21 protein-coding genes and 1 pseudogene are annotated in these 23,389 nt (G+C 64.5%); 11 read left to right on the top strand and 11 right to left on the bottom strand.

Going from position 1 to position 23,389, the window contains the following annotated elements; all coding sequences use genetic code 11:
* Positions 1-9 precede the first annotated feature (9 nt).
* Genes hpaD through NKH90_RS05710 form a run of 3 tightly spaced genes read right to left on the bottom strand, consistent with a single transcriptional unit; the run spans position 10 to position 2,924 of the window.
* Positions 10-990: a 3,4-dihydroxyphenylacetate 2,3-dioxygenase gene (gene hpaD, locus NKH90_RS05720; RefSeq protein WP_352469637.1), complete on the bottom strand. Its 981-nt coding sequence runs from the start codon at positions 988-990 to the stop codon at positions 10-12.
* Between the two features lie 15 nt (positions 991-1,005).
* Positions 1,006-2,523, bottom strand: coding sequence for a 5-carboxymethyl-2-hydroxymuconate semialdehyde dehydrogenase (gene hpaE / locus NKH90_RS05715; RefSeq protein WP_352767526.1), 1,518 nt, complete (start codon positions 2,521-2,523; stop codon positions 1,006-1,008).
* Positions 2,524-2,537: 14 nt separating this feature from the next.
* Positions 2,538-2,924, bottom strand: coding sequence for a 5-carboxymethyl-2-hydroxymuconate Delta-isomerase (locus NKH90_RS05710; RefSeq protein ID WP_352817966.1), 387 nt, complete (start codon positions 2,922-2,924; stop codon positions 2,538-2,540).
* A 224-nt stretch (positions 2,925-3,148) separates the two neighbouring features.
* Between NKH90_RS05710 and hpaR the strand changes: the two genes are divergently transcribed.
* Complete coding sequence (hpaR, locus tag NKH90_RS05705; protein ID WP_352818422.1) at positions 3,149-3,559, top strand: homoprotocatechuate degradation operon regulator HpaR; 411 nt, start codon at positions 3,149-3,151, stop codon at positions 3,557-3,559.
* A gap of 6 nt (positions 3,560-3,565) precedes the next feature.
* Here the strand turns inward: hpaR and NKH90_RS05700 are convergent, their stop codons facing one another.
* Both NKH90_RS05700 and NKH90_RS05695 read right to left on the bottom strand, forming a co-directional pair.
* Positions 3,566-4,075, bottom strand: coding sequence for a flavin reductase (locus NKH90_RS05700; protein ID WP_352469640.1), 510 nt, complete (start codon positions 4,073-4,075; stop codon positions 3,566-3,568).
* Between the two features lie 10 nt (positions 4,076-4,085).
* Positions 4,086-5,632, bottom strand: a pseudogene (locus NKH90_RS05695) (4-hydroxyphenylacetate 3-hydroxylase N-terminal domain-containing protein).
* Positions 5,633-5,723: 91 nt separating this feature from the next.
* Here NKH90_RS05695 and NKH90_RS05690 point away from each other — a divergent pair.
* Entirely contained in the window at positions 5,724-6,593 is an 870-nt protein-coding gene (locus NKH90_RS05690) for a helix-turn-helix domain-containing protein (RefSeq protein ID WP_352817963.1), read from the top strand.
* A gap of 13 nt (positions 6,594-6,606) precedes the next feature.
* Here NKH90_RS05690 and NKH90_RS05685 read toward each other — a convergent pair whose 3' ends face one another.
* The 4 genes from NKH90_RS05685 to NKH90_RS05670 are packed head-to-tail and all read right to left on the bottom strand — an operon-like array spanning position 6,607 to position 10,707.
* A complete protein-coding gene (locus tag NKH90_RS05685; protein WP_352817961.1) occupies positions 6,607-7,959 on the bottom strand; it encodes an aminotransferase class III-fold pyridoxal phosphate-dependent enzyme in 1,353 nt (450 codons plus the stop codon).
* A gap of 26 nt (positions 7,960-7,985) precedes the next feature.
* Positions 7,986-8,636 (bottom strand): HAD family hydrolase, encoded by a 651-nt coding sequence (locus tag NKH90_RS05680; protein WP_352818419.1) that lies wholly within the window; start codon positions 8,634-8,636, stop codon positions 7,986-7,988.
* Between the two features lie 8 nt (positions 8,637-8,644).
* Positions 8,645-9,940 carry a Tm-1-like ATP-binding domain-containing protein gene (locus NKH90_RS05675; RefSeq protein ID WP_352685375.1) on the bottom strand — a complete coding sequence of 432 codons (1,296 nt, stop codon included), beginning with the start codon at positions 9,938-9,940 and terminating at the stop codon, positions 8,645-8,647.
* Entirely contained in the window at positions 9,937-10,707 is a 771-nt protein-coding gene (locus NKH90_RS05670; RefSeq protein WP_352817958.1) for an IclR family transcriptional regulator, read from the bottom strand. Before NKH90_RS05670 ends, NKH90_RS05675 begins: the two co-directional genes overlap by 4 nt.
* 177 nt (positions 10,708-10,884) lie before the next feature.
* Here NKH90_RS05670 and NKH90_RS05665 point away from each other — a divergent pair, with 177 nt between their 5' ends.
* From NKH90_RS05665 to NKH90_RS05655, 3 genes are read left to right on the top strand one after another with little or no spacing between them, the layout of a single operon-like run.
* On the top strand, positions 10,885-12,330 hold the full coding sequence (locus NKH90_RS05665; protein WP_352469646.1) for an APC family permease: 1,446 nt from the start codon (positions 10,885-10,887) through the stop codon (positions 12,328-12,330).
* Between the two features lie 58 nt (positions 12,331-12,388).
* Entirely contained in the window at positions 12,389-13,582 is a 1,194-nt protein-coding gene (locus tag NKH90_RS05660) for a cytochrome P450 (RefSeq protein WP_352469647.1), read from the top strand.
* Entirely contained in the window at positions 13,579-15,069 is a 1,491-nt protein-coding gene (locus NKH90_RS05655; protein WP_352817956.1) for an aldehyde dehydrogenase, read from the top strand. The genes NKH90_RS05660 and NKH90_RS05655 overlap by 4 nt, the downstream gene beginning before the upstream one ends.
* A gap of 10 nt (positions 15,070-15,079) precedes the next feature.
* Here NKH90_RS05655 and NKH90_RS05650 read toward each other — a convergent pair whose 3' ends face one another.
* Positions 15,080-16,669, bottom strand: a complete 1,590-nt coding sequence (locus NKH90_RS05650; RefSeq protein ID WP_352767508.1) for a GMC family oxidoreductase — start codon at positions 16,667-16,669, stop codon at positions 15,080-15,082.
* 4 nt (positions 16,670-16,673) lie between these two features.
* Positions 16,674-18,176, bottom strand: a complete 1,503-nt coding sequence (locus NKH90_RS05645) for an aldehyde dehydrogenase family protein (protein ID WP_352817953.1) — start codon at positions 18,174-18,176, stop codon at positions 16,674-16,676.
* Between the two features lie 209 nt (positions 18,177-18,385).
* Between NKH90_RS05645 and NKH90_RS05640 the strand changes: the two genes are divergently transcribed.
* The 6 genes from NKH90_RS05640 (at position 18,386) to NKH90_RS05615 (ending at position 23,345) form a co-directional block, all read left to right on the top strand.
* Entirely contained in the window at positions 18,386-19,279 is an 894-nt protein-coding gene (locus NKH90_RS05640; protein ID WP_352469651.1) for a hypothetical protein, read from the top strand.
* 41 nt (positions 19,280-19,320) lie between these two features.
* Positions 19,321-19,902 carry a YceI family protein gene (locus NKH90_RS05635; protein ID WP_352539477.1) on the top strand — a complete coding sequence of 194 codons (582 nt, stop codon included), beginning with the start codon at positions 19,321-19,323 and terminating at the stop codon, positions 19,900-19,902.
* A gap of 175 nt (positions 19,903-20,077) precedes the next feature.
* Positions 20,078-20,866, top strand: coding sequence for an SDR family NAD(P)-dependent oxidoreductase (locus NKH90_RS05630; RefSeq protein ID WP_352469653.1), 789 nt, complete (start codon positions 20,078-20,080; stop codon positions 20,864-20,866).
* A 13-nt stretch (positions 20,867-20,879) separates the two neighbouring features.
* Complete coding sequence (locus tag NKH90_RS05625) at positions 20,880-21,674, top strand: MoaF C-terminal domain-containing protein (protein WP_352469654.1); 795 nt, start codon at positions 20,880-20,882, stop codon at positions 21,672-21,674.
* Positions 21,675-21,691: 17 nt separating this feature from the next.
* Positions 21,692-22,081, top strand: a complete 390-nt coding sequence (locus tag NKH90_RS05620) for a nuclear transport factor 2 family protein (protein WP_352469655.1) — start codon at positions 21,692-21,694, stop codon at positions 22,079-22,081.
* Positions 22,082-22,136: 55 nt separating this feature from the next.
* Positions 22,137-23,345: an amino acid ABC transporter substrate-binding protein gene (locus tag NKH90_RS05615; RefSeq protein ID WP_352539272.1), complete on the top strand. Its 1,209-nt coding sequence runs from the start codon at positions 22,137-22,139 to the stop codon at positions 23,343-23,345.
* Positions 23,346-23,389 lie beyond the last annotated feature (44 nt).

Raw genomic sequence — 23,389 nt, 5'->3', positions numbered from 1 at the left:
TAGCCGACGTCACGGCGCGACGATCGGCGAGGCCGCCAGATCGGACTTGCGCGGCTCGACGCCGGCAAAGGTGCTGCCTTCCTCGAACCAGCTCTTCGGCGCCGGTGCGCCCCACAGCGTCTGGCGCTGCGGGTCCTTGAGGTCCCATTTGATCGGCTCTAGGTCGGGATCTACCGTCTGGTAGTCCGAGCAATAGATCTCGATGCGGTGATTGTCGGGATCACGGATATAGAGGAAGAAGGCGTTGGAGATGCCGTGCCGGCCGGGGCCGCGCTCGATGTTCGGCAGCCAGCCGGTGGTGGCCATCAGGTCGAGCAGATCGATGATGTTGAGCGGCGTCGGCACCCAGAAGGCGACGTGGTGCAGGCGTGGGCCAATGCCGTTGGTGAAGGCGATGTCGTGGACACCGCCCTTGCGGTGCGTCCATGCCGCCCAAAGTCTTCCGGTCGCGGCATCCTCCGTGTACTCGGTCACGCGGAAGCCGAGCTCGTTGTAGAACGCCACCGATTCATCGACATTGGGCGAGAAGCAGTTGAAGTGGTCGATGCGCAGCGGCTTGACGCCCTTATACAGCGCATACTTCTGATGGATCGGCGGCAGCCGCTCCATTCTGGAATAGAATTCGAGCGGAATGCCGTGCGGGTCGCGGGTGCGGAAGGTACGCGACTGGTAGGGCCGCTCGACCCATTTCACAGGCAGGCCCCTGGCTTTGAAGAAGTGCTCGGCCTTGTCGAGATCGTCGTCGGAAAACAGCTTGAAGCCGAGGTCGCGGGCTTCCGGCGCGGCACCTTTCCTGAGCACGATGCAATGGTGGCCGCGCTCTTCCATGGCGCGCAGATAGATGGCGTCCTTGGTCTCGTCGGTCACCTGCAGGCCGAGCGTGTCGACATAGAACGCGCGCGACTTACCGAGGTCCGTAACAGCCAGCTCGACGTGGCTGAGCCGCACGATGTTGAATGCCGGGTAGAGATTGGGTGTGGGCAAGGGCATCGTTGGGGTCTCCGGTCAGCCGCCGAGCTTCTGGATGGAATGCGGCGCCGTGGCGAACGCGATGTTCTTGGTTTCCATGTAGAAATCGAACGACCAGTCGCCGCCGTCGCGGCCGATGCCTGAGTTCTTGGCGCCGCCGAACGGCGTCGGCAGGTGGCGCACATTCTCCGAATTGACCCAGATCATGCCGGCGTCGAGCGCGTCGGTGAAGCGGAAGGCGCGGGTGACGTCCGAGGTCCAGAGATAGCCGGTCAGGCCGTATTGCGTGTCGTTGGCCAGCGCCAGCGCCTCGGCCTCGTCCTTGAACGAGATGGCGGTCAGCACGGGTCCGAATATCTCTTCCTGGGCGATGCGCATCTTGTTGGTGGCGCCGACGAACAGCGTCGGGCTGACATAGCAGCCGCCGCCCGGACCGGCGAACTTGCCGCCGCCGGCGGCGACGACAGCGCCTTCCGACTTGCCGATCTCGATATAGGACAGCACCTTTTCCTCATGCGCCGGATGGATCAGTGGGCCAACCACGGTTTCGGGGTCGAGCGGATGGCCTATCCTGATGCGCTTGGCCTTCTCCGCCACCAGCGCGGTGAACTTGTCGTAGATGCTTTCCTCGACCAGCAGGCGTGAGGACGAGGTGCAGCGCTCGCCGTTCAGCGAATAGATCATGAAGACGGCAGCGTCGGCGGCCCGCTCCAGGTCGGCATCGGCAAAGACGATGACCGGGTTCTTGCCGCCGAGCTCGAAATGCACGCGCTTCAGCGTGTCGGCACCCTGCTTCATGATCATCGAGCCGGTGCGGCTTTCGCCGACGAAGCCGATCGCCTTGATGTCGGGGTGTTCGGTCAGCGCTCTGCCGGCGTCCTCGCCAAAGCCGTTGACGAGGTTCCACACGCCCTTCGGCAGGCCGGCCTCCTCGGCGATCTCGACCAATAGCCGTGCCGTCAGCGGCGAGAACTCGGCTGGCTTGTGGACGATCGTACAGCCGGCGGCGAGCGCCGGCGCGATCTTCCAGGTCGACAGCATGAAAGGTGTGTTCCACGGCGTGATCACGCCGACCGGGCCGACCGGCACGCGCGTCGTCATGTTGACCTGGTTCGGTGCGCGGATCGCGTGGCCGTCGCGGGCCTCCGGCGCGCGGTCGGCGTAGAAGCGGAAGTTCTCCGCGCCGCGCAGCGCTGCCTTGGCCATGAACTTCAATGACTGGCCGGTGTCCATGCATTCGACGAAAGCGATTTCCTCGGCCCGCGCGACGATGGCGTCGGCTATTTTGTGCAACTGCTTCTTGCGGGCGTCGCCTGATATCGCCGCCCAGTCGCGGAAGGCAGCCTTCGCCGCTTTGGCGGCGCGGTCGATGTCGGCGGCCTTGCCGCGTGCCACCTTGGCGATCGGCTTCAGGTCGATTGGCGACAGCGTCTCGTATGTCGAGCCGTCGGCGGCCGGCACGGCTTCGCCGCCGATCTGGTTGAGCACGCCAGCGCTTCTGAAGCGCTCGAGATAGGCCTCGGCCTTTCTCAGATTGTCGTCCAATGCCGCCATGATATGGGTTCCTGTCACTTGCCGCCCAGGCGCGGGTGGATGGCATTCTTCTTCCAGCTTAGTTCGGCATCGATCTCGCGGATCTCCAGCGACAGCGCGAAATGCGGCGTCGTGAACAGAGATGCGAGATGATCCGAAACAGTAGTGAAGATCGCCTCGCCGGTGCGTTTCTTTTCCTCGGCGCTGCGGCCCTTGCCGATGCGGAAGTTCATGTCGATGAACCCGTTCTCCGGGAGGCGATCGGCGATCGCGTATGCCTCGGCGCAGAAAGCGCGTACCCTCACCGCGCCATGTTCGAACAGGCCGGTTTCGAGGATGGTGCGAGCGACCAGCGTGCAAAGCGCGCTGATGTCGACCTTGGCGTCGAGATTCGCCGAATATTCGATCGCCATATGTGGCAAGGTTTCCTCCACCTTGTAATTAACATGTGAATTACATCTTGACGGCGGAATGTCAAGTGTCGTTCTCTATGCAGGTACAGCTCCCGATGGTGGGATTGCCGCCCCCGGCAAAATCGCGGATATAGCTGCGATCCGAGCCTCATTGTGTGGTGCGAGTCGTACCGGAATTGGAATTTTTTGGAGACCTGACCTTGCTACCGCCCAGCACCCGCCGCTCCCTGCCCATGGCTCTGCTTCGCGCCCGCGAAGTGATCATGGCGCATTTCCGGCCGATGCTTGCCCGCCACGACATCACAGAGCAGCAATGGCGTGTGCTGCGTGTGCTTGCCGAAGCCGGGCCGCTCGAGGCAACCGAACTTGCCCATCGCGCCTCGATCCTTCCGCCCAGCCTGACCCGTATCATCAAGGCGATGGAGGAACGGCAGTTCATCACCCGCAACAAGGTCAAGGATGACGGTCGCCGGGCGCTGCTCGCAATCAGCCCGGCCGGGCTGGTGCTGATCGAGGATTTGTCGCCCGAGCGCATCGCCATCTACGATGCGATCGAGCAGCGCTACGGCGCCGAACAGCATGAGCACCTGCTCGACCTGCTCGAAAGCCTGATTCAGTCGGAATCATCCGAAAACCAGACCTGACAGCCTCTACCCGCCAAAACTGCCGAGTGCGCTCGGCTGCATGTAGTTGCGGCCGACATAGAGCAGCGCCGCCTCGTCGCTGCCGTGGCGGATGTCGACGACGCGGCCGAACATCACATTGTGCGTGCCAACCTTGTTCACGTCGCCGATCTCGCAATCGAAGCTGACGATGGCGTCGAGCAGCGCCGGCATGCCGGACGGCATGGTCTGCCATCTTGCCGCATTGTAGCGCTCGCTCATGTCGCGGATCGTGCCGGCGAACTTTGCCGCCAGATGGGTGTGTAACTGCGTCAGCACGTTGACGCAGAAACGCTGGTTGGCGAGGAACAGGCCGGTCTGCGCCGAGCGCTCGTTCATGCACACAAGCAGCGTCGGCGGATCGTCGGAAACGCTGCACATGGCGGTCGCAGTGAAGCCGCCGCGGCCGGCCGGACCATCAGTCGTGACGATGTTGACCGGCGCACAGACCCGCGCCATCGCCTCACGGAACTCCAGCCTTGCAACTTGTGGCTCCATGGCCGGGACCTCAGCTTGCGCCAGCCGGCAGCGGCGGCAGCCAGGTGTCGCCGGTCCAGCCCTTTTCGTCGTAGTCGGCCATGCAGGTGTCGACCAGTTCCTCCATCGCCCTCAGGCGCCCGCCGCGCTCAGCGCCCTTCAGCACCTGCAGCCGCACCTCTTCCGGCGCACCGGCATAGTTGAGCTCATAGAGAGCGCGTGGCGGCCGCCGAACTCGGTGCCGGTCGCATCCCACAGCAGCTTCATGATCTTGATGCGTTCGACATGGCCCATGTCATTGGAGCCGCGCACGTACTGGGCAAGGTACTTGTCGATCTCCGGATTGTCGAAATCCTTTGCCGAGGACGGCAGGTAGATCAGCCCCGAAGCGATGACTCGGCGCACCGTATCGATAACGCGCGGATAGGCCTCCGACATGAAAGTGCGATAGGCGAGCGCCGCTTCGAGATTGGGCAGCACGGCGCCGTTCGCCCATGGGATCGGGTTGTGCGCCATGGCGTTGGAAAAGCTCCAGAACATGTGGCGCAGCGCAATTACTTCGCCGAGGGCCGCCTGGTTGCCGCGGAAGGCATCCCCGCCCGTCGCGCGCAGCGCCTTCGCCAGCAGGCCTGCGAGGAAGTCGAGCTTGACAGCGAAGCGCGTGCAGCCCTGAAAACAATAGCCGTGCATGAAGCCCGACGCTGGGTGGAAGGAGAGGATCTTCTGCGCATCGCGCAGCACCAGCACGTCCTCCCAGGGGATGAAGACATTGTCCAGCACCAGGATCGCATCGTTCTCGTCGAAACGAGACGACAGCGGATAGTCGAAGGGATGGCCGACCGTGTTGGCCGTCTGCTCGTAAGAGACGCGGCAGAACATCTTTATCCCCGGCGCGTTCATAGGCACGATGAACATCACCGACAATGACGGGTCCTCGGTGACCGTCGCCGAGCTCTGCGCCAGGAAATTGTAATGGGTGAGCGCTGACGACGTCGCCACCACCTTGGCGCCGGACACCCAGATGCCGGCGTCGTTCTCCTTCGTGATGTGCACGAACACGTCCTTCACCTGCTCGGCCGGCTTGTGGCGGTCGATCGGCGGGTTGACGATGGCATGGTTCATGAACAGGGCCGCTTCCTGGGCGCGTTTGTGCCAGGCGAGTGCATTGTCCCTGAACGGGCCGTACCACTCGGCATTGGCGCCGAGCGTGTTCATAAGTGCTGCCTTGTAATCGGGCGTGCGCCCCATCCAGCCGTAGGACATGCGCGACCAGTCGGCGATGGCGGTCTGCTGTGCGGCGAGATCCGCGGCGGAATGGGCGACGCGGAAATATTTGTGCGTGTAGCCGCCAGAACCGGTGTCGGTCGGCGAGGTCAGCACCGCCTGCCGCGCCGGACCGTGCAAGGCATCGTAGAGGCGGGCCAGCGAGCGCGCCGAGTTGCGCATCGCCGGATGGGTGGTGACGTCGGCAATCCGCTCGCCATTGATATAGACCTCGCGCCCGTCGCGCAGGCTCTGCAAATATTCGGCACCGGTAAACGGCCGTTTCGTGTCGGCCCGGAAATCTTCCGATCGCATCATGATCCTCCTTTAACGCGTCAACTGTAGCGATCGTCGTGACAAAGGTTTATGGACGAAAGTATAGAACCACTTGGATTTTTTCGCCGTGATGAGCCAGACTGCCATTCCCGAATTCTTCGTCTACGGCGAACCGGCGCGTGCGCTCGACGTCGGATTCCTGCATGTCGAGACTGTTCTTGCACGTGCGTCCGTGCATCGCGGCCAGGTTCTCGCGCACAAGCACCCGCAAATGGCGCAGATCACCTTCTGGACCGGCGGCAGCGGCATTTATCGGATCGAAGACGAGACCTGGAGTTTTTCGGCGCCGACGGTGAGCTTCATGCCGAGCGGCGTGGTACACGGATTCAGCATCGAGACGGGCGCCGACGCCGTCGTTGTCTCGGTCGCCGATGCTGCCCTTGCGGCGATCGCTGAGCAGTCCGCGCTGCCGCTCGACCAGCCGGTCTTCGTCACCGGACGCGGTGAAACGGCCCTCTGGGAAAGGTTGGGTGATACGGTTACGATGATCCAGGCGGAATATGCCGACAGGTTGCCCGGTATGGAGAAAATCCTGCCGCCGCTGATCGCCGTGGCATTGTCGGGCATCGCCCGCCTCGATGCGCAGTCGCATGCTGTCGCGGTGCCGGCGACGGTGGCGCTGGGCGGCCGGCTGCGGCGTCTGATCGACCGGCATTTTCGCGACGACTGGCCGGTCGAGCGCTATGTCGCCGCGCTCGGCACCACGCGCCATCTGCTCGACAAGGCAGCGCGGCAGGTGCTCGGCGCGGGCGTACGCCAGGCGGTTGGTGAGCGGCGGCTGGTCGAGGCCAAGCGCCTGCTGCTGTTCACCGTGCGCCCGGTCGAGGACATCGCCTATGAGACCGGGTTCAACGACCCGGCTTATTTCTCGCGCTTCTTCCGCGCCGCCGTCGGCCTCTCGCCGGCGGCGTGGCGACGCCTGCGGCTCGGTCAGGACTGAGCGTCACCGTCGCTCAGGCGGCTGCCGTCAGTCCGGCGTCGAGAGCCTCGGCGATCTTTGCCACATCGGCGGACGAGATCACCAGCGGCGGCGACAGGATGATGGTGTTGCCGGAGACGCGCAGCATGACGCCGGCCTTGTAGGCGGCCTCTGCGGCGGCATTCATCGTCTTCTTGTCGGTCGGCTTCTTGGCGGCACGGTCGGAAACCAGTTCGAGCGCCGCCATCAGCCCTTGGTAGCGCACATCGCCGACCAGAGCGTGCTTCGTCTTCAGCGCTTCCAGCGCATTGCCGAGTTCGACACCGCGCGCCGCCGCATTCTCGTTGACGGCAAGCCGCTTGGTCTCGGCGAGTGTGGCCAGCCCCGCCGCGCAGCCGACCGGATGGCCGGAATAGGTGTAGCCGTGCCCGATCGAGCCGAAGCTGGTCTTGTCGGCCTCGAAGACGTCGGCAACCTTGGCGCTGATCAGCGTGGCGCCGAGCGGGAAGTAGCCTGAGGTGATCGCCTTGGCGATGCTCATGAAATCCGGCTTCACTCCGGAGAGCCGCGAGCCCGACCAGGCGCCGGTGCGACCGAAGCCGGTCACCACCTCGTCGGCGATGAGCAGGATGTCGTGACGGTCGCAGATCGCCCGCACCATCGGCATGAAGCTCTCATGCGGAACGATCACACCGCCGGCGCCGAGCACCGGCTCCATGATGAAGGCCGCGATGGTGTCGGCGCCCTGGAAGGCGATCTCGTCTTCGATCGCCCGCGCGCAGAGTTTCGCCAGCTTCGCCGGGCCGGTCTCGTCGAATGGGTTGCGGTAGGTCCAAGGCGCTGGCGTGTGGAAAACGCCGGGCATCAGCGGCTCGTAGTTGCGGCGGAAATTGGCGTTGCCGTTGACCGAGGCGCCGCCGAAATGCGTGCCGTGATAGCCCTTCTTCAGCGCCAGGAACTTCGTCCGGTCGCCCTGGCCCCTGATCTTCCAGTATTGCCGCGACAGCCGCAGTGCCGTCTCGACCGAGTCCGAGCCGCCGGAGGTGAAGAAGGTCCGTACCATGCCCTCGGGAGCGAACCAGTCGCACAGCTCATAGGCAAGCTCGATCGACGGTCCGGTCGAGGTGCCGCGAAAGCCGGAATAATAGGGCAGGGCGTCGAGTTGTGCTGCGATCGCCTTCTTGATCGGATCGCAGCTGTAGCCGAGGTTGACGTTCCACAGGCCCCCGACTGCATCGAGGACGGTGCGGCCTTCGGCATCGGTGACCGAGACGCCTTCGCCCTTCATGATGATCTTTGGCGGCGTCGCGCGCATCTCGGCCGGATGCGCCATCGGATGCCAGATCGGCTTGGCGTTGTTCTCGGTGAGGAAGTTGATGTCGCGCATCGGTGGGAACTCCGTTTCTTGAATTCTTAGGCCGCAACGCCGAAATGGCCGAGCGCCTCTGCATAGCCTTGCCCCGGTTGGGCGACGTCGAAATGCACGGCCAGCATGCCGGCGGCGACCGCGCCGTCGACGTTACGCTTCTGGTCGTCGACGAAGACGCAAGCCGCGGGCGGCAAGTGCAGTGCTTCGCTCACCATCGCATAAGCGCGCGGATCGGGCTTCAGGATATGCGTGTAGGTGGCGTCGATGATGGTCTCGAACAGCGACAGCAGCGGCAGGCGCTCGCGAAAGCTGTTGCCGTAGAACAAGTCGAGCTCGTTGGAGAGGATGGCGAGCCGGATGCCAGCTTCATGCGCCACACGGATCGCTCGTTCCGCCTCTGGCCGCACCACCGCTTGCGGGTCGGCGCCGCGCGCCCGCTGCACGAAAGTCGACATGTCGTCCCAGTCCTCGCCGACGAGACGGCCGACTTCACGCGTGCGCGTCTTCCAGTAGTCGCGCTCGCTGATCTCGTCGGCTTGCATGGAACGCCACAGCGGGTCGGATTCCGAATCGAACGGCCCGCGCCAGCCGAGCGTGCCGGGCGTCAAGTCCAACGCGCGTTCGGTCAGCGCGTGCGTCTCGAACAGCGTGCGGGTGACGACGCCGCCGAAGTCAAGCACCAGCGCCTTTGGCAATGGCCCGCTCATGCAGCTTGTGTTCCTTCCGGCGCGCCCAGCGGCACAATGCCTTCGGCGACCCAGCGGTCGAAGATCTCCAGCGCCTTGGCGCTGAAGGCGGCGTCGTTGATGTGCCCTGATATCTCGTGCAACTCGGCATTGCCGGGCACGCTCGAGCGCATCTCCTCGACAAAGGCCGACAGCGCCTCCGGTTCGTGCAGCGGCTCGCCCTCCTGGTCCCATTGCTGGATGCCGCCTGCCGGCAGGATGAAGGCGGTCGGCCCGGTTGCGGCGGCGAGCTTCTCGCCGATGGCGCGCGCGATCTCCTTGCGGGTTTCGCCGTCTGATGTCACCGAGGCGAGCAGGCGGTTGTGCGCATGGTACGGCCGTTCGAAGAAACGGGCAGGCACTGCTTGCCAGGTCGGAAAATCCACCATGTCGACGGCGCCAGGTGCCACGATCTGAGGGATGCCTTGCCGACCGGCATTTTCCAGCCGGTCGGAGCCCGAATTCACCACCGAGCCGGTCAGCTGGTTGGCGAGTTCCTGCAGGCTGAAATCCATCACCGCGACGAAGCCGCGCTGCGCGGCGATCGCCTCCAGCGCCCGGCCGCCCATGCCGGTGGTGTGGAAGACGATGACTTCATAGCCGCGCTTCTCCAGCTCCGGCTTCAGCGTCACCATATAGTGCAGGCAGCTTTTTCCCAGCGAACTCATGCCTATCCTGGGCCGCGTCGCGTCCGGCTTAACGACGGCGCGCGCGGCACCCACCACCGCTCCGCAGGCCTGCGACAGCACCGCCTTGCAGGCACTGTTGAGGCCATAGAGACCGCCCGCCCACAGGATCATCATCAGGTCTGTGGCGATCCGTTCTGGTGGCAGCAGATGTGAATAGGCAATGGTCGAGATGACGAATTTCGGCACGCCGAGCGGCAGCGCCAGCGCGACGTCAAGCGCAAGGTCGGTGCCCATCGAGCCACCGAGCGCGATGAAACCGTGGATTTCGCCCTTGTCGCAGAGTGCGCGGGCAAGCCGCGAGGCGCCGAGCGCCATCAGCGTCATCGCCGAATTCTCGTCGCCGCTGGCGATGATCGCCTCGATGGTCGTGTCGGCAGCTTGAGCCACCGCATGCTTGTCATGCGCCGGCTGGTAGGGCGGATCGCCGAGCACGCTCACATCCATCATCACGGCGACACCGCCGACCGCCTCGATGCGCTCGCGCATGAAGAGCAATTCGTCGGCCTTGGTGTCACCGGTGCCTATAACCAGGATTCGGCGTGTCTCCTCCACAGTCAATCTCCTTGCAGGGGTATTTGTTGTCATGCTCGCTTGAGGCCCGGCTGGCCCTGCCGTCCGAAAAGCCGCTCGCTGATAACGCGCGCAGCCGCCGCCACACTGGCGCCATAGCGCTCGATCTCGCCCTTCTGGACCCGCACCTTAGGCGCCGCGACGGCGATGATGCCAATGGCAAAACCGTCGGCGCCGAGGATCGGCGCCGCGACGCTGAGCACGCCCTCCTCGAAGCCTTGCGAGCCGGTCGAGTGCCCGCGCGCGCGGGCGGCGGCGACATGCTCGGCAAGTGTTTTCGCGTCGCGTATTGTGTGGGGCGTGAAGGCCGGCAGCGGTCCGGCCAGAACAGCGTCTCGGATACGCTCTTCCGTGAACGCCAGGAACGCAATGCCAGAAGCCGTCGCATGCATCGGCAGCACCTCGCCGAGTTGCACGCTGACGCGATTGGCCCTGGTCGATTCGACGACATGGACTGTGATCAGGCCGCGCTTCGAATATTCCGACAGGTGCACCGTCTCATCGGTTTCCGCCGCCAGCGCCTCGACCACCGGCACCGCCATGCGCAGGAAGGGGAACTGGGCTTCGCGCATCAGCGCCAGCCGCGCGACACCGGCGCCCAGCCGGTAAAGACGCGTGGCTTCATCCTGCTCGACCAGCCCATGCGCTATCAGGGAGACCAGCAGCCGGCGCGTTGTTGCCTTGTCATGGCCGGCGCGCCGGGCGAGGTCAGCCAACGCCGTCTCGGGCTCGCCGCGACCGAGCATTTCCAGGAGCGTGATGGCCTTGCTCACCGTACCCATGCGTATCTGATCCTCCATCTGATACTTAACGTGCGAATTAACTTGACAGGAAGCCGGTTCCTTTGCAAGTCTATATTCGAAATGTCGTTGCAAATAATGAAACGACAAGGCGGCCCGAAACAGGGCCTCGACATTTCAGGGACACTTGGCTTCCGCAGCGCGGAATTGGAGGGAAAGATGACGACAATTGAAGCCGGCGAAGCGAACCGGCTGAGGAAGAACAGCCTTGGCGTTGGCGCCATCACCTTCATGGTGATCTCGGCAGCGGCGCCTCTGACGGCTGTGGCTGGCGGCACGCCGCTCGGCATGCTGATGGGCAATGGCGCGGGCTTTGCCGGCACCTATCTGATCGTGACGCTGCTGCTGCTGTTGTTCGCGGTCGGCTATGTCGCCATGTCGCGCCATGTCGGCAATGCAGGCGCCTTCTATGCGTATGCGGCGCGCGGGCTCGGCGGTCTCGCCGGCGGCGCCACGGCGCTGATCGCAATCCTGTCCTACAATGCCATGCAGATCGGCGTCATGGGCCTTCTCGGTGCCGCGACCGCCGGGCTGTTCGCCGGCTGGGGCATCAACTTGCCCTGGTGGGCGTGGAGTTTCGTCGCCATCGCCATCGTCGCCGTGCTCGGCTACAGGCAGGTCGACCTGTCGGCCAAGATCCTGACCGTTCTGGTGCTTGCCGAATACGTCGTGGTGCTGATCCTCGACATGGCGATCGTCAAGACCGGAGGCGATAGTGGACTGTCAGCGGCGCCGTTCAGTTGGAGCCAGATCACCAGCGGCGCGCCGGCGATCGCCATCCTGTTCTGCTTTGCCGCGTTCATCGGCTTCGAGGCAACGACGATCTATGCCGAGGAGGCGCGCGACCCCAAGGTCACCATTCCGCGGGCGACATATTTCTCCGTCATCCTGATCGGCGTCTTCTACATGGTCACCGCATGGCTGATGGCGGTCGGTGCCGGCGTTGACAAGCTGCTGCCGGCGCTGCAGGGGCTTCAGGATCCGACCACGTTCCTGTTCGGCCTGTCCGACCGCTACGCCGGAACGATGCTCTCGCACGCCATGAGCATCCTGTTCGTGTCGAGCCTGTTTGCCGGCGTACTGGCGTTCCACAATGCGGTCGCCCGCTACATCTATGTTTCCGGCCGCGAGAAGCTCCTGCCGCGGACCATCGGCGTGACCCATTCGACGCACCAGAGCCCGCATGTCGCCTCGGTCATCCAGAGCGTGCTTGCCGCTGTCGTCGTCGGGCTCTTCGCCGTGCTTGGCCTTGACCCGGTGCTGGCGCTGTTTTCGTGGCTGACCAACGTTGCCACTCTCGGCGTCATCGTGATGATGGCGGTGGCCTCGCTCGCCGTCGTGATGTTCTTCCGTGCCAACCCGTCCAGTCAGGAGAACGCGGTGAAGACCACAATCCTGCCGGGGCTGACCTTCATCGCCTTCGTCATCATCATCTACCTGATCGTCATCAATTTCGGCGGCCTGTCCGGTGCTGGCGGGTTCCTCGGCGTGTTCCTGCCGGCGCTGGTGCTGATCGCGGCCGTGGTTGGCCTTGTGCTGGCGAGCGCGTTGAAGAGCCGGGATCCGGTGGCCTTCGCCGAGCTTGGACAGCCTTTGAAGGACTGAGATCAAGAGGGGCGGCGCATGACGCCGCCCCCTTCTTCACCCTAGGGGAGTAGCGGCGTTGAGCTTTGCCGAGAGCATCACCGTTGAGGCGCTGGAAGCCGATCCGTATCCGATCTATGCTGAACTGAGGCGCAACGCGCCGGTCGCTTTCGTGCCGGCGGTCAACCTCTGGTTCGTCACCCGCTGGAAGGATGTCGAAACGGTCGCGAAGTCGCCCGACATCTTCTCCGCGGTTGTCGGGACATCCCCGGTCGAACGCTCCTTCGGCAAGCCGACCATCCTGACCACCGACGGAGACGTCCACAAGGATCTGCGCCAGGGCGTCGACCCGAAATACCGGCCGCGCACCGTCGCTTCCTATGCCGGGGATCTCGTGCGCTCGATCGCCGGACCCTATCTCGACCGGATCGCCGAGCAGGGTGCGGCGGAACTGATGGCCGAGTATTTCGAGCCGGTGTCGACGCTCAGCCTGGCGCGCTCGCTCGGGCTGGCCGACATCGACATGCCGACCTTGCGGCGCTGGTTCTATGGCCTTGCCCAGGGCGCCATCAATTTCGAGAACGATCCGAAGCGCCAGGAAATCGCCGATGCGATCAGCGCCGAGGTTGGCGCCGCCATCCTGCCGACGCTGGAGAGGCTTGTCCACGCGCCTGACGACTCCGCCCTGTCGCACATACTGCATGACGGCATGCCGCAGGGTGCGACCCGCGCCATCGACTTCGTGATGCCGAGCATCAAGGTCATCCTGCTCGGTGGCATGCAGGAGCCCGGCCATGGCGCCGGCTCCATACTTGCCGGCCTGCTTTCGCATCCCGAGCAGATGCGGCAGGTGCTGGACGATCTGGAAACCTTGGTGCCGAAGGCGGTCGACGAGGGTTTGCGATGGGTCGCGCCGATCGGCACGCAGACGCGCCAGACGACGCGCGCGGTCGAGCTCGGCGGCGTGACCATCCCGGCGGGCGCGCCAGTCGCCGCGCTCGTCTCCTCGGCCAGCCGCGACGAAATCCGGTTCTCCGATCCCGACCGTTTCGACATCCTTCGTGATGAAGGCAACCACGCTGCCTTCGGCTTTGGCCATCACTTCTGTTCGGGTCGGTTTTTTGCGCGCGAGCAGATGTGCCTCGCGGTAAGGCTTCTGCTGGAACGGTTTCCGGATCTGCGGCTGGTGCCAGGCAAGGAACCGGTGTTCCGGGGCTGGGAATTTCGCGCGCCAACCACCCTGCATGTCGCCTTCGGAGCCGGTACCCAATGATCAACCAGAACACCATCGATATGCTGCGCAAGGCCGAGGTCGGTGTGCGAAACCTCTTCATCGATGGTGCGCAGACCGCAGGTGCAAGTGGCGCCACGCTGCCCGTGATCTCGCCGATCGATGGCCGCCCGTTCGCCAGCATCGCCGACGGCAACGCCGTCGATGTCGATCGCGCCGTGGCGTCGGCGCGCAAGGCGTTTGAGAAGGGCTCGTGGTCGCGCGCCGCCCCCGCCTTCCGCAAGAAGATTCTGACGAAGTTAGCCGAGCTGGTCGAAAAGCATGTCGATGAACTGGCGGTGCTTGGCGTCCGCGACAACGGCACCGAGATCGGCATGGCCTACAAGGCCGAGCCGTTATCGGCCGCGGGCACCATCCGCTACTACGCGGAGGCTATCGACAAGGTCTATGGCGAGATCGCGCCGACGGCCGAGAATGTGCTCGGGCTGATCCACAAGGAGCCGCTCGGCGTTGTCGGCGTCATCGTACCCTGGAATTTCCCATTGATGATCGGCGCCTGGAAGATCGCGCCGGCGCTGGCTGCCGGCAATTCCATCGTCGTCAAGCCGCCCGAGGTCGCTTCGCTGACGCTTCTGCGGCTGGCTGAGCTCGCTGCCGAAGCCGGGCTTCCCGCCGGTGTGTTTAACGTCGTTACCGGCCGTGGCGCGGTTGCCGGCGAGGCGCTCGGCCTGCACATGGATGTCAACGCCATAGCCTTCACCGGCTCGGGGCCGGTCGGCCGGCATCTGCTTGAGTATGCGGCGCGTTCCAATCTGAAGCGCGTCTTCCTCGAACTCGGCGGCAAGTCGCCCAACATCGTCTTTGCCGACGCCCCGGACCTGAAACAGGCCGCAATCGTCTCGGCCAACGGCATTTTTCGCAATTCCGGCCAGGTCTGCGTTGCCGGCTCGCGCCTGCTCGTCCAGGCGTCGGTCTACGACCGCTTCATGGACGAGCTCCTCGCAGCGACCACGCGGCTGAAGGTCGGCGATCCGCTCAATCTGACGAGCGACGTCGGTGCGGTATCAAGCGCCGAGCAGCTGGACAAGAATCTCGGCTTCGTCGAACGGGCGACAGCTGAAGGCGCCCGTCTGGTCACCGGCGGCGGACGGATCCTGGCCGAAACCGGCGGCAGCTACATGGCGCCGACGATCTTCGAGAACGTGACGCAAGAGATGCAACTCGCCCGCGAGGAGGTGTTTGGGCCGGTGCTCGGCGTGATGCGCTTCGAGACCGAGGAAGAGGCGGTGCGGCTTGCCAATTCGACGGTCTATGGCCTTGCCTCGGCGGTGTGGACCGCCAACCTCTCCACGGCGCATCGTATGGTGCGCAACATCAATGCCGGCGTCGTCCACGTCAACACCTATGGCGGCGCCGACATCACCGTGCCGCTCGGCGGCGTCAAGCAGTCCGGCTTCGGTCGCGACAAGTCGATGCATGCGCTGGACAAATACACCGATCTCAAAACGGCCTGGATTTCTCTCGGCTGACCGTTTCTCGCTAAGCGCTGCCGAGGATGAAATCGGCACAGCGGTCGGCGATCATGATCACCGGCGCGTTGGTGTTGCCACTGATGAGCCTGGGCATGACCGAGGCATCGCAGATCCGCAGGCGCGGCACGCCGCGGACGCGCAACCGCGGATCGACCACGGCACTGTCGTCATTGCCCATCCGGCAGGTTCCCGATGGGTGGTAGACCGTCTTGGCGTGTTCGAGGATGTGGCCGACGATCGCCTGGTCAGGAAGATCCGCGGCCGCGCCCGGCGAAAGCTCCTCCGCCACCATGGCCTGCAGCGCCGGCTGGCGCAGGATGGTGCGGGCGATCTTCATGCCGGCCAGCAGCAAGGCGAGATCGTCCGGATCGGACAGGAAGCCGGTGGTGAAGCGGATCGGATCGGCCGCATCGCGCGAGCGCAGCCTGACCGTGCCGCGCGACTTCGGCCTGAGCACACAAGGATTGATCTCCATGCCGTGCCGCTCGATCGAGCCGTGTTCGGCGCTCTCGATCATCACCGGCAGGACGTGGAACTGGATATCGGGACGGCCATCGCCATCGGCGTCGAAGAAGCCGCCGCTCTCGACCACATTCGAGGTGAGCAGGCCGGTGCGGAACATGAGGTACTGCAGGCCGTGGCGCAGCGCCCGCAGGCCACGGTCCTCACCAAGCAGCGAGATCGGCTGGCGCGTCAGCGCATAGACGGGAGCCGCGACGTGATCCTGCAGGTCGCGGCCGACCGCGGGCATGTCGCGGATGACGGGAATGCCCAGCGCGGTCAGATGTTCGGCTGGCCCCAGTCCCGACAGCATCATCAGCTTCGGCGTCGCCAGCGCGCCTGATGTGAGGATCACTTCGGCTTCCGCCGTCGCTGTATGGGTCTGTCCGTCCGATGTGGTGTAGGCGAGGCCGCTTGCCGCACCGTTTTCCAATGTCACGCCGGTGACAAGCGCATCGGTGACGACGGTGAGGTTGGCATTGCCTGCCAACGGCTTCAGGAACACCTTTGCCGCCGATTGTCTTTCGCCATTCGCGGTCGTCGTCTGGTAAAAGCCGACGCCTTCCTGCCTGTCCCCGTTGAAGTCGTCATTGAAGGGATAGCCGGCCTGTTGCGCGGCCCTGACATAGGCCAGAGACAGCGGATGGCGATGGCGGGGATCGGAGACGGGCAGCGGTCCGGTGGTGCCGTGGCGATCGCCGGCCAGCCGCTCGTTGCGCTCCAGCCGCCTGAACACCGGCAGCACCTCGTCCCAGCCCCAGCCGGGACAGCCAAGGTCGCGCCAGTCATCATAGTCCTGCGGCTGGCCCCTGACATAGAGCATGGCATTGATCGACGACCCGCCGCCCAGCGTGCGGCCCTGCGGCACCGGTAGCCGGCGGCCGCCGACGCTGGGTTCGGGATCGGATTCGTAGATCCAGCTGCGCGCCGTGCCGATCACCTTGGCGAAGGTGGCGGGCATGTCGATGAAGCGCGAATTGTCGGCCGGCCCGGCTTCGACGATCAACACGCGCTTGCCGGTATTGACCAAGCGGTTGGCCAGCGTGCAGCCGGCCGAGCCGGCGCCGGCGATGATGTAGTCGTACGCAGCGTTCATGGCGTCAGGCGTAGCGCATGATGACGGTCTTGGTCTCGAGATAGCCGTCGATCGCCGCGCGGCCGTGTTCGCGGCCGATGCCGGACTGCTTGAAGCCGCCGAAGGGTGCCGCAGGGTCCAGCGTGTTATGCGAATTGACCCACACCGTGCCGGCCTTGAGGCCGTGGACGGCGGTCATCGCCTTGCCCATGTCGCGGGTCCAGATCGAGGCCGACAGGCCATAGCGCGTGTCGTTGGCGATATGGATCGCCTCGTCGAGATCGGCGACCGGCATCGCCGCTACCACCGGACCGAACACCTCCTCACGCGCGATCTCCATGTCGGGCCTGATATTGTGCAGGATGGTCGGCGCGACATAATGGCCCCTGGCCGGTACCGACCGCGCGCCGCTGACGCGTTCGCCGCCGGCCGCCAGGCTGCGCTCGACAAAGCCCTCGACGCTCCTTCGATGCTTGGCCGAGACCAGTGGGTTGATCTGGGCTTCGGCATCGCGGCCGGCGCCCAGTGTCATGCCATCGGCGATCTCGGCCAGCCGCGCCAGCGTGCGGTCATAGATAGACTTTTCGATCAGCAGCCGCGAGGCCGAGGTGCAGACCTGGCCCTGGTTGAAAAACATGCCGAGCCCGGCGACCAGGGGCTCAATACCTTCTTCCATGTCGGCAAGCAGGATCATCGGCGATTTCGACCCGAGCTCCAGCGTGAAGCGGGCGACGCGGTCGACGGCCGCGTGGCCGACGCGCTTTCCCACTTCCGTCGAACCGGTGAAGGTCAATTTGTCGATGCCGGGATGACGGATCAGCGCCTCGCCGGTGACGCTGCCGCTGCCGGTCACGATGTTGATGACGCCGGGCGGGAAGCCTGACGCCTTGATCAGTTCTGCGAGCCTGAGCAGGCCGAGCGGCGTCTCCTGCGGCGGCTTCAACACCACGGTGCAGCCGCAGGCGAGCGCCGGCGCGATCTTCCACATGCCGATCAGCAACGGGAAATTCCACGGCACGATGGCGCCGACGACGCCGACCGGTTCCATTATGGTCATCGCTTGATGCCTGGCGCCAGGCGGCACCGGAATGGACACCTGGAAGGTCGAGCCCTCGATCTTGGTCGCCCACCCGGCATAATAGCGCAGCCAGTCGACGCTGCCGCCGGCGCTAAGCATGCGGGCGACACCTAGCGACTTGCCGTTCTCGATGCTTTCGATCTCGGCCAAGAGATCGGCATCGGCCTCGATGGCGTCGGCGAGCTTCAGCATCAGGTTCTGGCGGTCGACCGGCCGCATTGAGGCCCACGGGCCTTCAAGGGCTGCACGCGCAGCACGCACCGCCTGGTCGACCAGTTCGGGACCGCTCTCGGGCACATGCGCGACGATCTCGCCGGAGGCGGAATCATCGACAGCGAGGCCATTTCCCGCCAAGCCGTCAACAAAGCGTCCATTGATGAAGGGCCGGTGCGGACGCGCCAGGAAAGCGGCGGCAGCAGTGCTGATCGGCGGCACGGTTCTCTCGTTCACGCCATCCTCCTCGATTGCTGGTGAACACGTTGCATCAGGGTTATGGAGCGTGTCGGCTGGCTTCAAGCGGCTGATGGTGCCAGTGCACGCTCAGTCAAAACAAAGTTCCCGCTTGGACAAGACGCCCCGCAGTCGACTGGCCTAGACCAAAGTCGCATCGAGCAGCGTGTTTTGCGCAGGCTTCCCGGTTGTCAAAGAGGTGTCGACGATTGAGTGCGTTGCTGGGCAATCCGATGGTCACCACTGCTGCGCTGCCACTCGCGCTCGGCACGGTGATGGCGCTGTTGGCAAGGGTCGCACTGCCGGGATCAGTGCTTTCTCTGCTGTGGGCCGCTTTGATTTTGTTCTTCTATTGGGACACGCTCGGGCCGCCTGTGGTGCCGCCGGTCGCCGCCAGCCAGAAGCTGATCTATCTCGCCTCTGGCGGCATCGTCGTGGGCCTGTTGCCCGAACGCCTGTTGAGCGCTGCCGTTGCGGGCAAGCTTGTCGCCGCCGCGCTTGCGGTAGCCTTGCTGTGGCTTGGCTGGCGCCGCCTGGCCGGCGGTTCACTCGACCTGCAGATGGTCGCCGCCCTCATCGCCGGCCTGTTGGCGATCGTCGGCGCCGCGATGCTGCTGTCGGCGCGGTCCTCGCCATCGTCGTCCGCCGAAGCGCCGTTCCTGGTGCCGGCGGCGATGCTCGCTTTTTGCCTGGCCGGCGCCATCATCTCGGTGCTTGGCGCCTCGATCGTCACCGGGCAATTGCTGGGATCGCTTGCCGCGCTCGCCGGCGGCTGGTGTCTTGTCCAGTACATCACAGTGCTGCGCGGAGGCTCCGCCGTTGCCTGGAGCAAGGGCACTGAACTGCTGCTTATCTACGCCGCAGCCACCGTGCAGATCCAGGTCGCGCTGCTGGCGCCGAAGGCTAATCCGGTCGCGCTGGTGCTTTCATCCTTGCCGCTGATCGTGGCCATGCTGATGCCCGGTCCGCTGCGGGGCCTTGTTCCCGGCGTCCGGCCGTTGCGGCCGCCGATTGCCGGTCTGCTGATCGCCACACCGGCGATATTGGCCATCCTGACGGCGATCCTATGGGCGCCGCATGGAGCCGCCCTCGGCTTTTCCTGAGCCAAAGAACGACAACCAACAATGGGGAGAGTTACGTGACGATGAGAAAACTGACGGCCGCGTTGGCCTTTGCCTCGGTGTGCGCATTCGCATCGGCAGCACATGCCGACACTTACGAGATCGACGGCCAGCACGCCTGGATCACCTTCACCATAAAACACGGCATCTACGGCATCGCGCATGGCCAGTTCGATGCGGTGAAGGGCGCCATCGTGATGGACAAGGCCGATCCATCGAAAAGCAGCGTCAAGGCCGAGATCGATGTCGGCTCGGTGCACACCGCCTATGACCAGCGCGACAGCGATTTGAAAGGCCCCGACTTCTTCAACGCCGCCGAATTCCCGGCGATCTCCTTCGAAAGCACCAAGGTAGAGAAGGTCAGCGACAAGACCGGCAAGGTCACCGGCAATCTCACCATCAGCGGTGTGTCCAAAGAGATCACCCTCGACGTGACGCTGATCAACGAGGCGCCGGCGCCGTGGGATGCGACGCTGACCAAGGCGGCGTTCAGCGCCACAGGCAAGGTCAGTACGGCCGACTTCCCGATGGCCAAGGCCGCGGCCGGCTTCGGCCTTGGCCCGGATGTCGACATCGTCATGGATTTGGAAGCGGTGAAAAAGTAATCCGGCGAGCGAGTGCCGCGCGCAAGGTCGCGCGGCACTTCATCGGACAGGGCGCAAAGTGCGCACTCAGTCAAAACAAAGTTCTCGCTCGGACAAGACGCAGATTGGCCCGTGCCGCATTATTCCCAGCGAAGATCGGCACATAGCCGGCGCGCTTACCAATCGGGATGGAACAATGCGATTTTCGGGAAAGACGGCTTTCATTACCGGCGGCGGCACCGGGATCGGCGCGGCGGTGGCCAGGCGCATGGCGGCCGACGGCGCCAAGGTGGTCCTGATGGGCCGGCGGCGCGAGCCGCTGGAAGCTGTGACCAAGGATATTGGCGGTCTGGTGGTGCAGGGCGATGCCGCCGATCCGAAGGCGGTGCGTGCGGCGCTTGCCGAAGTGCATGAAAAAATCGGACCTGTCGACATCCTCGTCGCCAATGCCGGCGGCCATGGTGTCGGCCCGACGATTTCGATGAGCGACGAAACCTGGAGCCTGGCGACGCGCACCAATCTCGACACCGCTTTCGTCTGCGCCCGCGAATGCCTGCCGGACCTGATCGCGCGGAAGGGCAACATCGTCGTCGTTGCCTCGATCGCCGGCCTGTTTGCCGGCCCGGACGCCGCCGGCTACGTCACCATGAAGCATGCCTGCATCGGCTTCGGCAAATCGCTGGCGCGCGACTATGGCCGCAAGGGCGTGCGCACCAACATCATCTGCCCGGGTTGGGTCTCGACCGACATGGCCGACGAACAGATGGCGGTGATCGTCGAGAAGCACGGACTTGGCTCGATCGACGATGCCTACCGGCTGGTGACCAGGGACGTCCCGCTCGGCCGGCCGGCGACACCGGAAGAGGTTTCCAACGTCGTCTGCTTCGTCGCTTCGAGCGAGGCGGCCATGATGAACGGTTCGATCCTGACCGTCGATGGCGGCGCCACCGTCGTCGACCTGCCGACATTAGCTTTTGTCGATTGATTGGGGGAGTGCGATGAACGACCAGAACAGGCCGGCGGACTGGAAGCATTTCGACGATTTCGCCGCCGGCATCGCCACCAACCGGCTGGCGACGACATCAGCGTTGCGCGGCCAGACCTTCAAGATCACGCTCGACACGGGGCGCACAATCGACCTTGCCTTCACGTCGCCCGACACGGTGGCGTGGAGCGAGGGCAGCGAGGCCGGCGCGGACTGGTACGAGGCGCTCGAAGTCGCCGCCAACGTGTTCTTCATCAACATGACTTTCGCCGCCCGGCCGACCGAGGATGAGGCCTACATCGTCAACACAAGCACGCGCCGGGTGCTGTCGGTGCGCGAACGGGTGCGTGAAGCAGGCGAAGCGCCCGGCGAGCCGCGCGTCGCGCAGACCTGGTCGGCCGGCGTGCTCGGGGATCCCAGCAACGCGCCGACCGGTATCAAGCCGGCGCCGACCCGGGACCTGATCGGGCTCACCGCGCACTACACATACAGCCCCAACCACGTCTACGAGCACATCTATCTAAGCTCCGAGCGCTATGCCTGGCAGAACCTCGTCGGCATCCAGCGTGGCCATGGCGACGTCGACCTGGCGACCACCTGGAAGTTTGCCGACAACCAATATGTGTTCGGCTTCCGCGAGTTCATCATCCCGGTCGCCTCGCTGTTCTTCTACAATTGGGACGTCATGCGCTCGACCGGGAAATTCCTCGGCGTGACCAGCCTGGGCAAGGTCGAGAACAAGCCGGCCGGCGCTCACATCGAGAAGAAATCCAGAACCGTCTACGACGAAGGCAAGGCGCCGGTCTGACCGCGCGGGAGAACGCGATGAACAAGAACTACGAAGCGATCAAGGCCCATTACGCCGGTTCCGATGCCAAGGACCTATCTGCGATGATGGCGCCAATCACCAGCCGCACCGCCTGGACCGAAATGGCGGGCTTCCCCTATGCCGGCACCTATGTCGGCCCCGACGCCATCATAGCGGGGGTCTTCAAGCGCATCGGCGAGGAGTGGGACGGCTACACGCTGAAGCTCGAAAGACTGGTCGACGGCGGCGCCACCATCGTCGGCATCGGCACCTATTCGGGCACCTACAGGAAGACCGGCAAGCAAATGTCGGCGCGCGTCGTCCATGTCTGGGAGATGGACGACGGTAAAGCCGTGAGTTTCGAGCAGTTCACCGATACCAGGCTGGTCGCGGCAGCGACGGTCTGAGGCATGCGGGCGGGCGCCGATGCGTCCGGCCGATGAAACAACCTGGGAGGATGCAATGGGAAACAATCTGAAGGCAATGCTGGCGGGCCTGGTGCTGTCGACCGCACTTGCGGCCGGCGGCACAGGAGTCGCGAATGCCGCCGGCGACGAGATCGTCATCGGCGCTCCGATCTCCTTGACCGGGCCGCTGGCCGGCGACGGCAAGGAGCAGAAATGGGCCTATGAGCAAGCGGTGGCCGACATCAACAAGGCCGGCGGCATCATGCTCAAGTCGGCCGGCAAGAAGCTGCCGGTGCGCCTCGTCGTCGCCGACGACGAAAGCTCGGAAGGCAAGGTCGCCTCGGCGCTGGAAAACCTCATCAAGGTGCAGAAGGTCGACGCGCTGCTATCGACCCATTCCGGGCCGATGAACATCGCCGGTGCCATCGTCGCCGAGAAATACAAGAAGTTCTACATGATCACGACGGCGTTCCCGTTCGAGTGGCAGCCGTTGAAGCTCAAATACTCGGCCCTCTTCTTCTTCCACCCGGGGCCGGGCGCCGAGGTGCCATTCGAGATCTGGAACAAGCTGCCGGCCAATGAGAAGCCGAAGAACCCGGCACTTGTCACCGAGGATTCGCCCGACGGCAAGGGCTTTGGCGGCGCCTTCGAGGCGGCGGCCAAGAAATATGGCTACACTTTCGCGGTCGACGATCCCTGGGCGATCGGGGCCACCGACTATTCGGCGCTGATCACCAAGCTCAAGGCCGCCAATGTCGACGCCATGCTGGTGTTCGGCTCGCCGGCCGACACGGTGACGCTGCTGCGCCAGATGAAGGAGCTCGGCTTCTCCGTGCCTTATCTGCATGGCTGGAAGGGCACCTGGACGGGCGAGTTCCACGAAGCGCTCGGAGCGGATTCGGACTACATCATGACCGACGGTTTCTGGTCGTCGAGCTATCCCTATCGCGGCGCCAAGGAACTCGGCGATCGCTACGAGGCCGAATTCAAGAAGGACTCCGTCACAGTCGGCGCCTTCTACGCTAATGCGCAGGTGCTGGCGCAGGCGATCGAAAAGGCGGGAACCACCGATGCCGCCGCGCTGCATGACGCGGTCTTCAACCAGGAATTCAAGGACACCGTCGTCGGCGATCTCAAATTCGACCAGACCGGCTTTGCGCTGATCCCCAGCGTTGCCACGCAATGGTGGCAAGGCAAGCACCAGCTGATCTTCCCGAATGGCAACTGGACCTACAAGCCGGCGCCGGCCTGGGACAAGCGCTGAGCGGCGAGGGCACGGGCTCCGACGTTGCCGCCTGCCCTTCTCCC

This window comes from Mesorhizobium sp. M0898, assembly GCF_040319695.1.
Lineage (GTDB): Bacteria > Pseudomonadota > Alphaproteobacteria > Rhizobiales > Rhizobiaceae > Mesorhizobium.
The sequence above is the reverse complement of the archived record's forward strand: the minus strand, read 5'-3'. Positions and strand labels throughout refer to the sequence as shown.

Coding starts and splice junctions, on each gene's coding strand:
- hpaD (WP_352469637.1), bottom strand. CDS start 990: ATGCCCTTGCCCACACCCAATCTCTACCCGGCATTCAACATCGTGCGG.
- hpaE (WP_352767526.1), bottom strand. CDS start 2,523: ATGGCGGCATTGGACGACAATCTGAGAAAGGCCGAGGCCTATCTCGAG.
- hpaR (WP_352818422.1), top strand. CDS start 3,149: ATGGCTCTGCTTCGCGCCCGCGAAGTGATCATGGCGCATTTCCGGCCG.
- NKH90_RS05700 (WP_352469640.1), bottom strand. CDS start 4,075: ATGGAGCCACAAGTTGCAAGGCTGGAGTTCCGTGAGGCGATGGCGCGG.
- NKH90_RS05690 (WP_352817963.1), top strand. CDS start 5,724: ATGAGCCAGACTGCCATTCCCGAATTCTTCGTCTACGGCGAACCGGCG.
- NKH90_RS05685 (WP_352817961.1), bottom strand. CDS start 7,959: ATGCGCGACATCAACTTCCTCACCGAGAACAACGCCAAGCCGATCTGG.
- NKH90_RS05675 (WP_352685375.1), bottom strand. CDS start 9,940: ATGACAACAAATACCCCTGCAAGGAGATTGACTGTGGAGGAGACACGC.
- NKH90_RS05670 (WP_352817958.1), bottom strand. CDS start 10,707: ATGGGTACGGTGAGCAAGGCCATCACGCTCCTGGAAATGCTCGGTCGC.
- NKH90_RS05665 (WP_352469646.1), top strand. CDS start 10,885: ATGACGACAATTGAAGCCGGCGAAGCGAACCGGCTGAGGAAGAACAGC.
- NKH90_RS05655 (WP_352817956.1), top strand. CDS start 13,579: ATGATCAACCAGAACACCATCGATATGCTGCGCAAGGCCGAGGTCGGT.
- NKH90_RS05650 (WP_352767508.1), bottom strand. CDS start 16,669: ATGAACGCTGCGTACGACTACATCATCGCCGGCGCCGGCTCGGCCGGC.
- NKH90_RS05635 (WP_352539477.1), top strand. CDS start 19,321: ATGAGAAAACTGACGGCCGCGTTGGCCTTTGCCTCGGTGTGCGCATTC.
- NKH90_RS05630 (WP_352469653.1), top strand. CDS start 20,078: ATGCGATTTTCGGGAAAGACGGCTTTCATTACCGGCGGCGGCACCGGG.
- NKH90_RS05625 (WP_352469654.1), top strand. CDS start 20,880: ATGAACGACCAGAACAGGCCGGCGGACTGGAAGCATTTCGACGATTTC.
- NKH90_RS05620 (WP_352469655.1), top strand. CDS start 21,692: ATGAACAAGAACTACGAAGCGATCAAGGCCCATTACGCCGGTTCCGAT.
- NKH90_RS05615 (WP_352539272.1), top strand. CDS start 22,137: ATGGGAAACAATCTGAAGGCAATGCTGGCGGGCCTGGTGCTGTCGACC.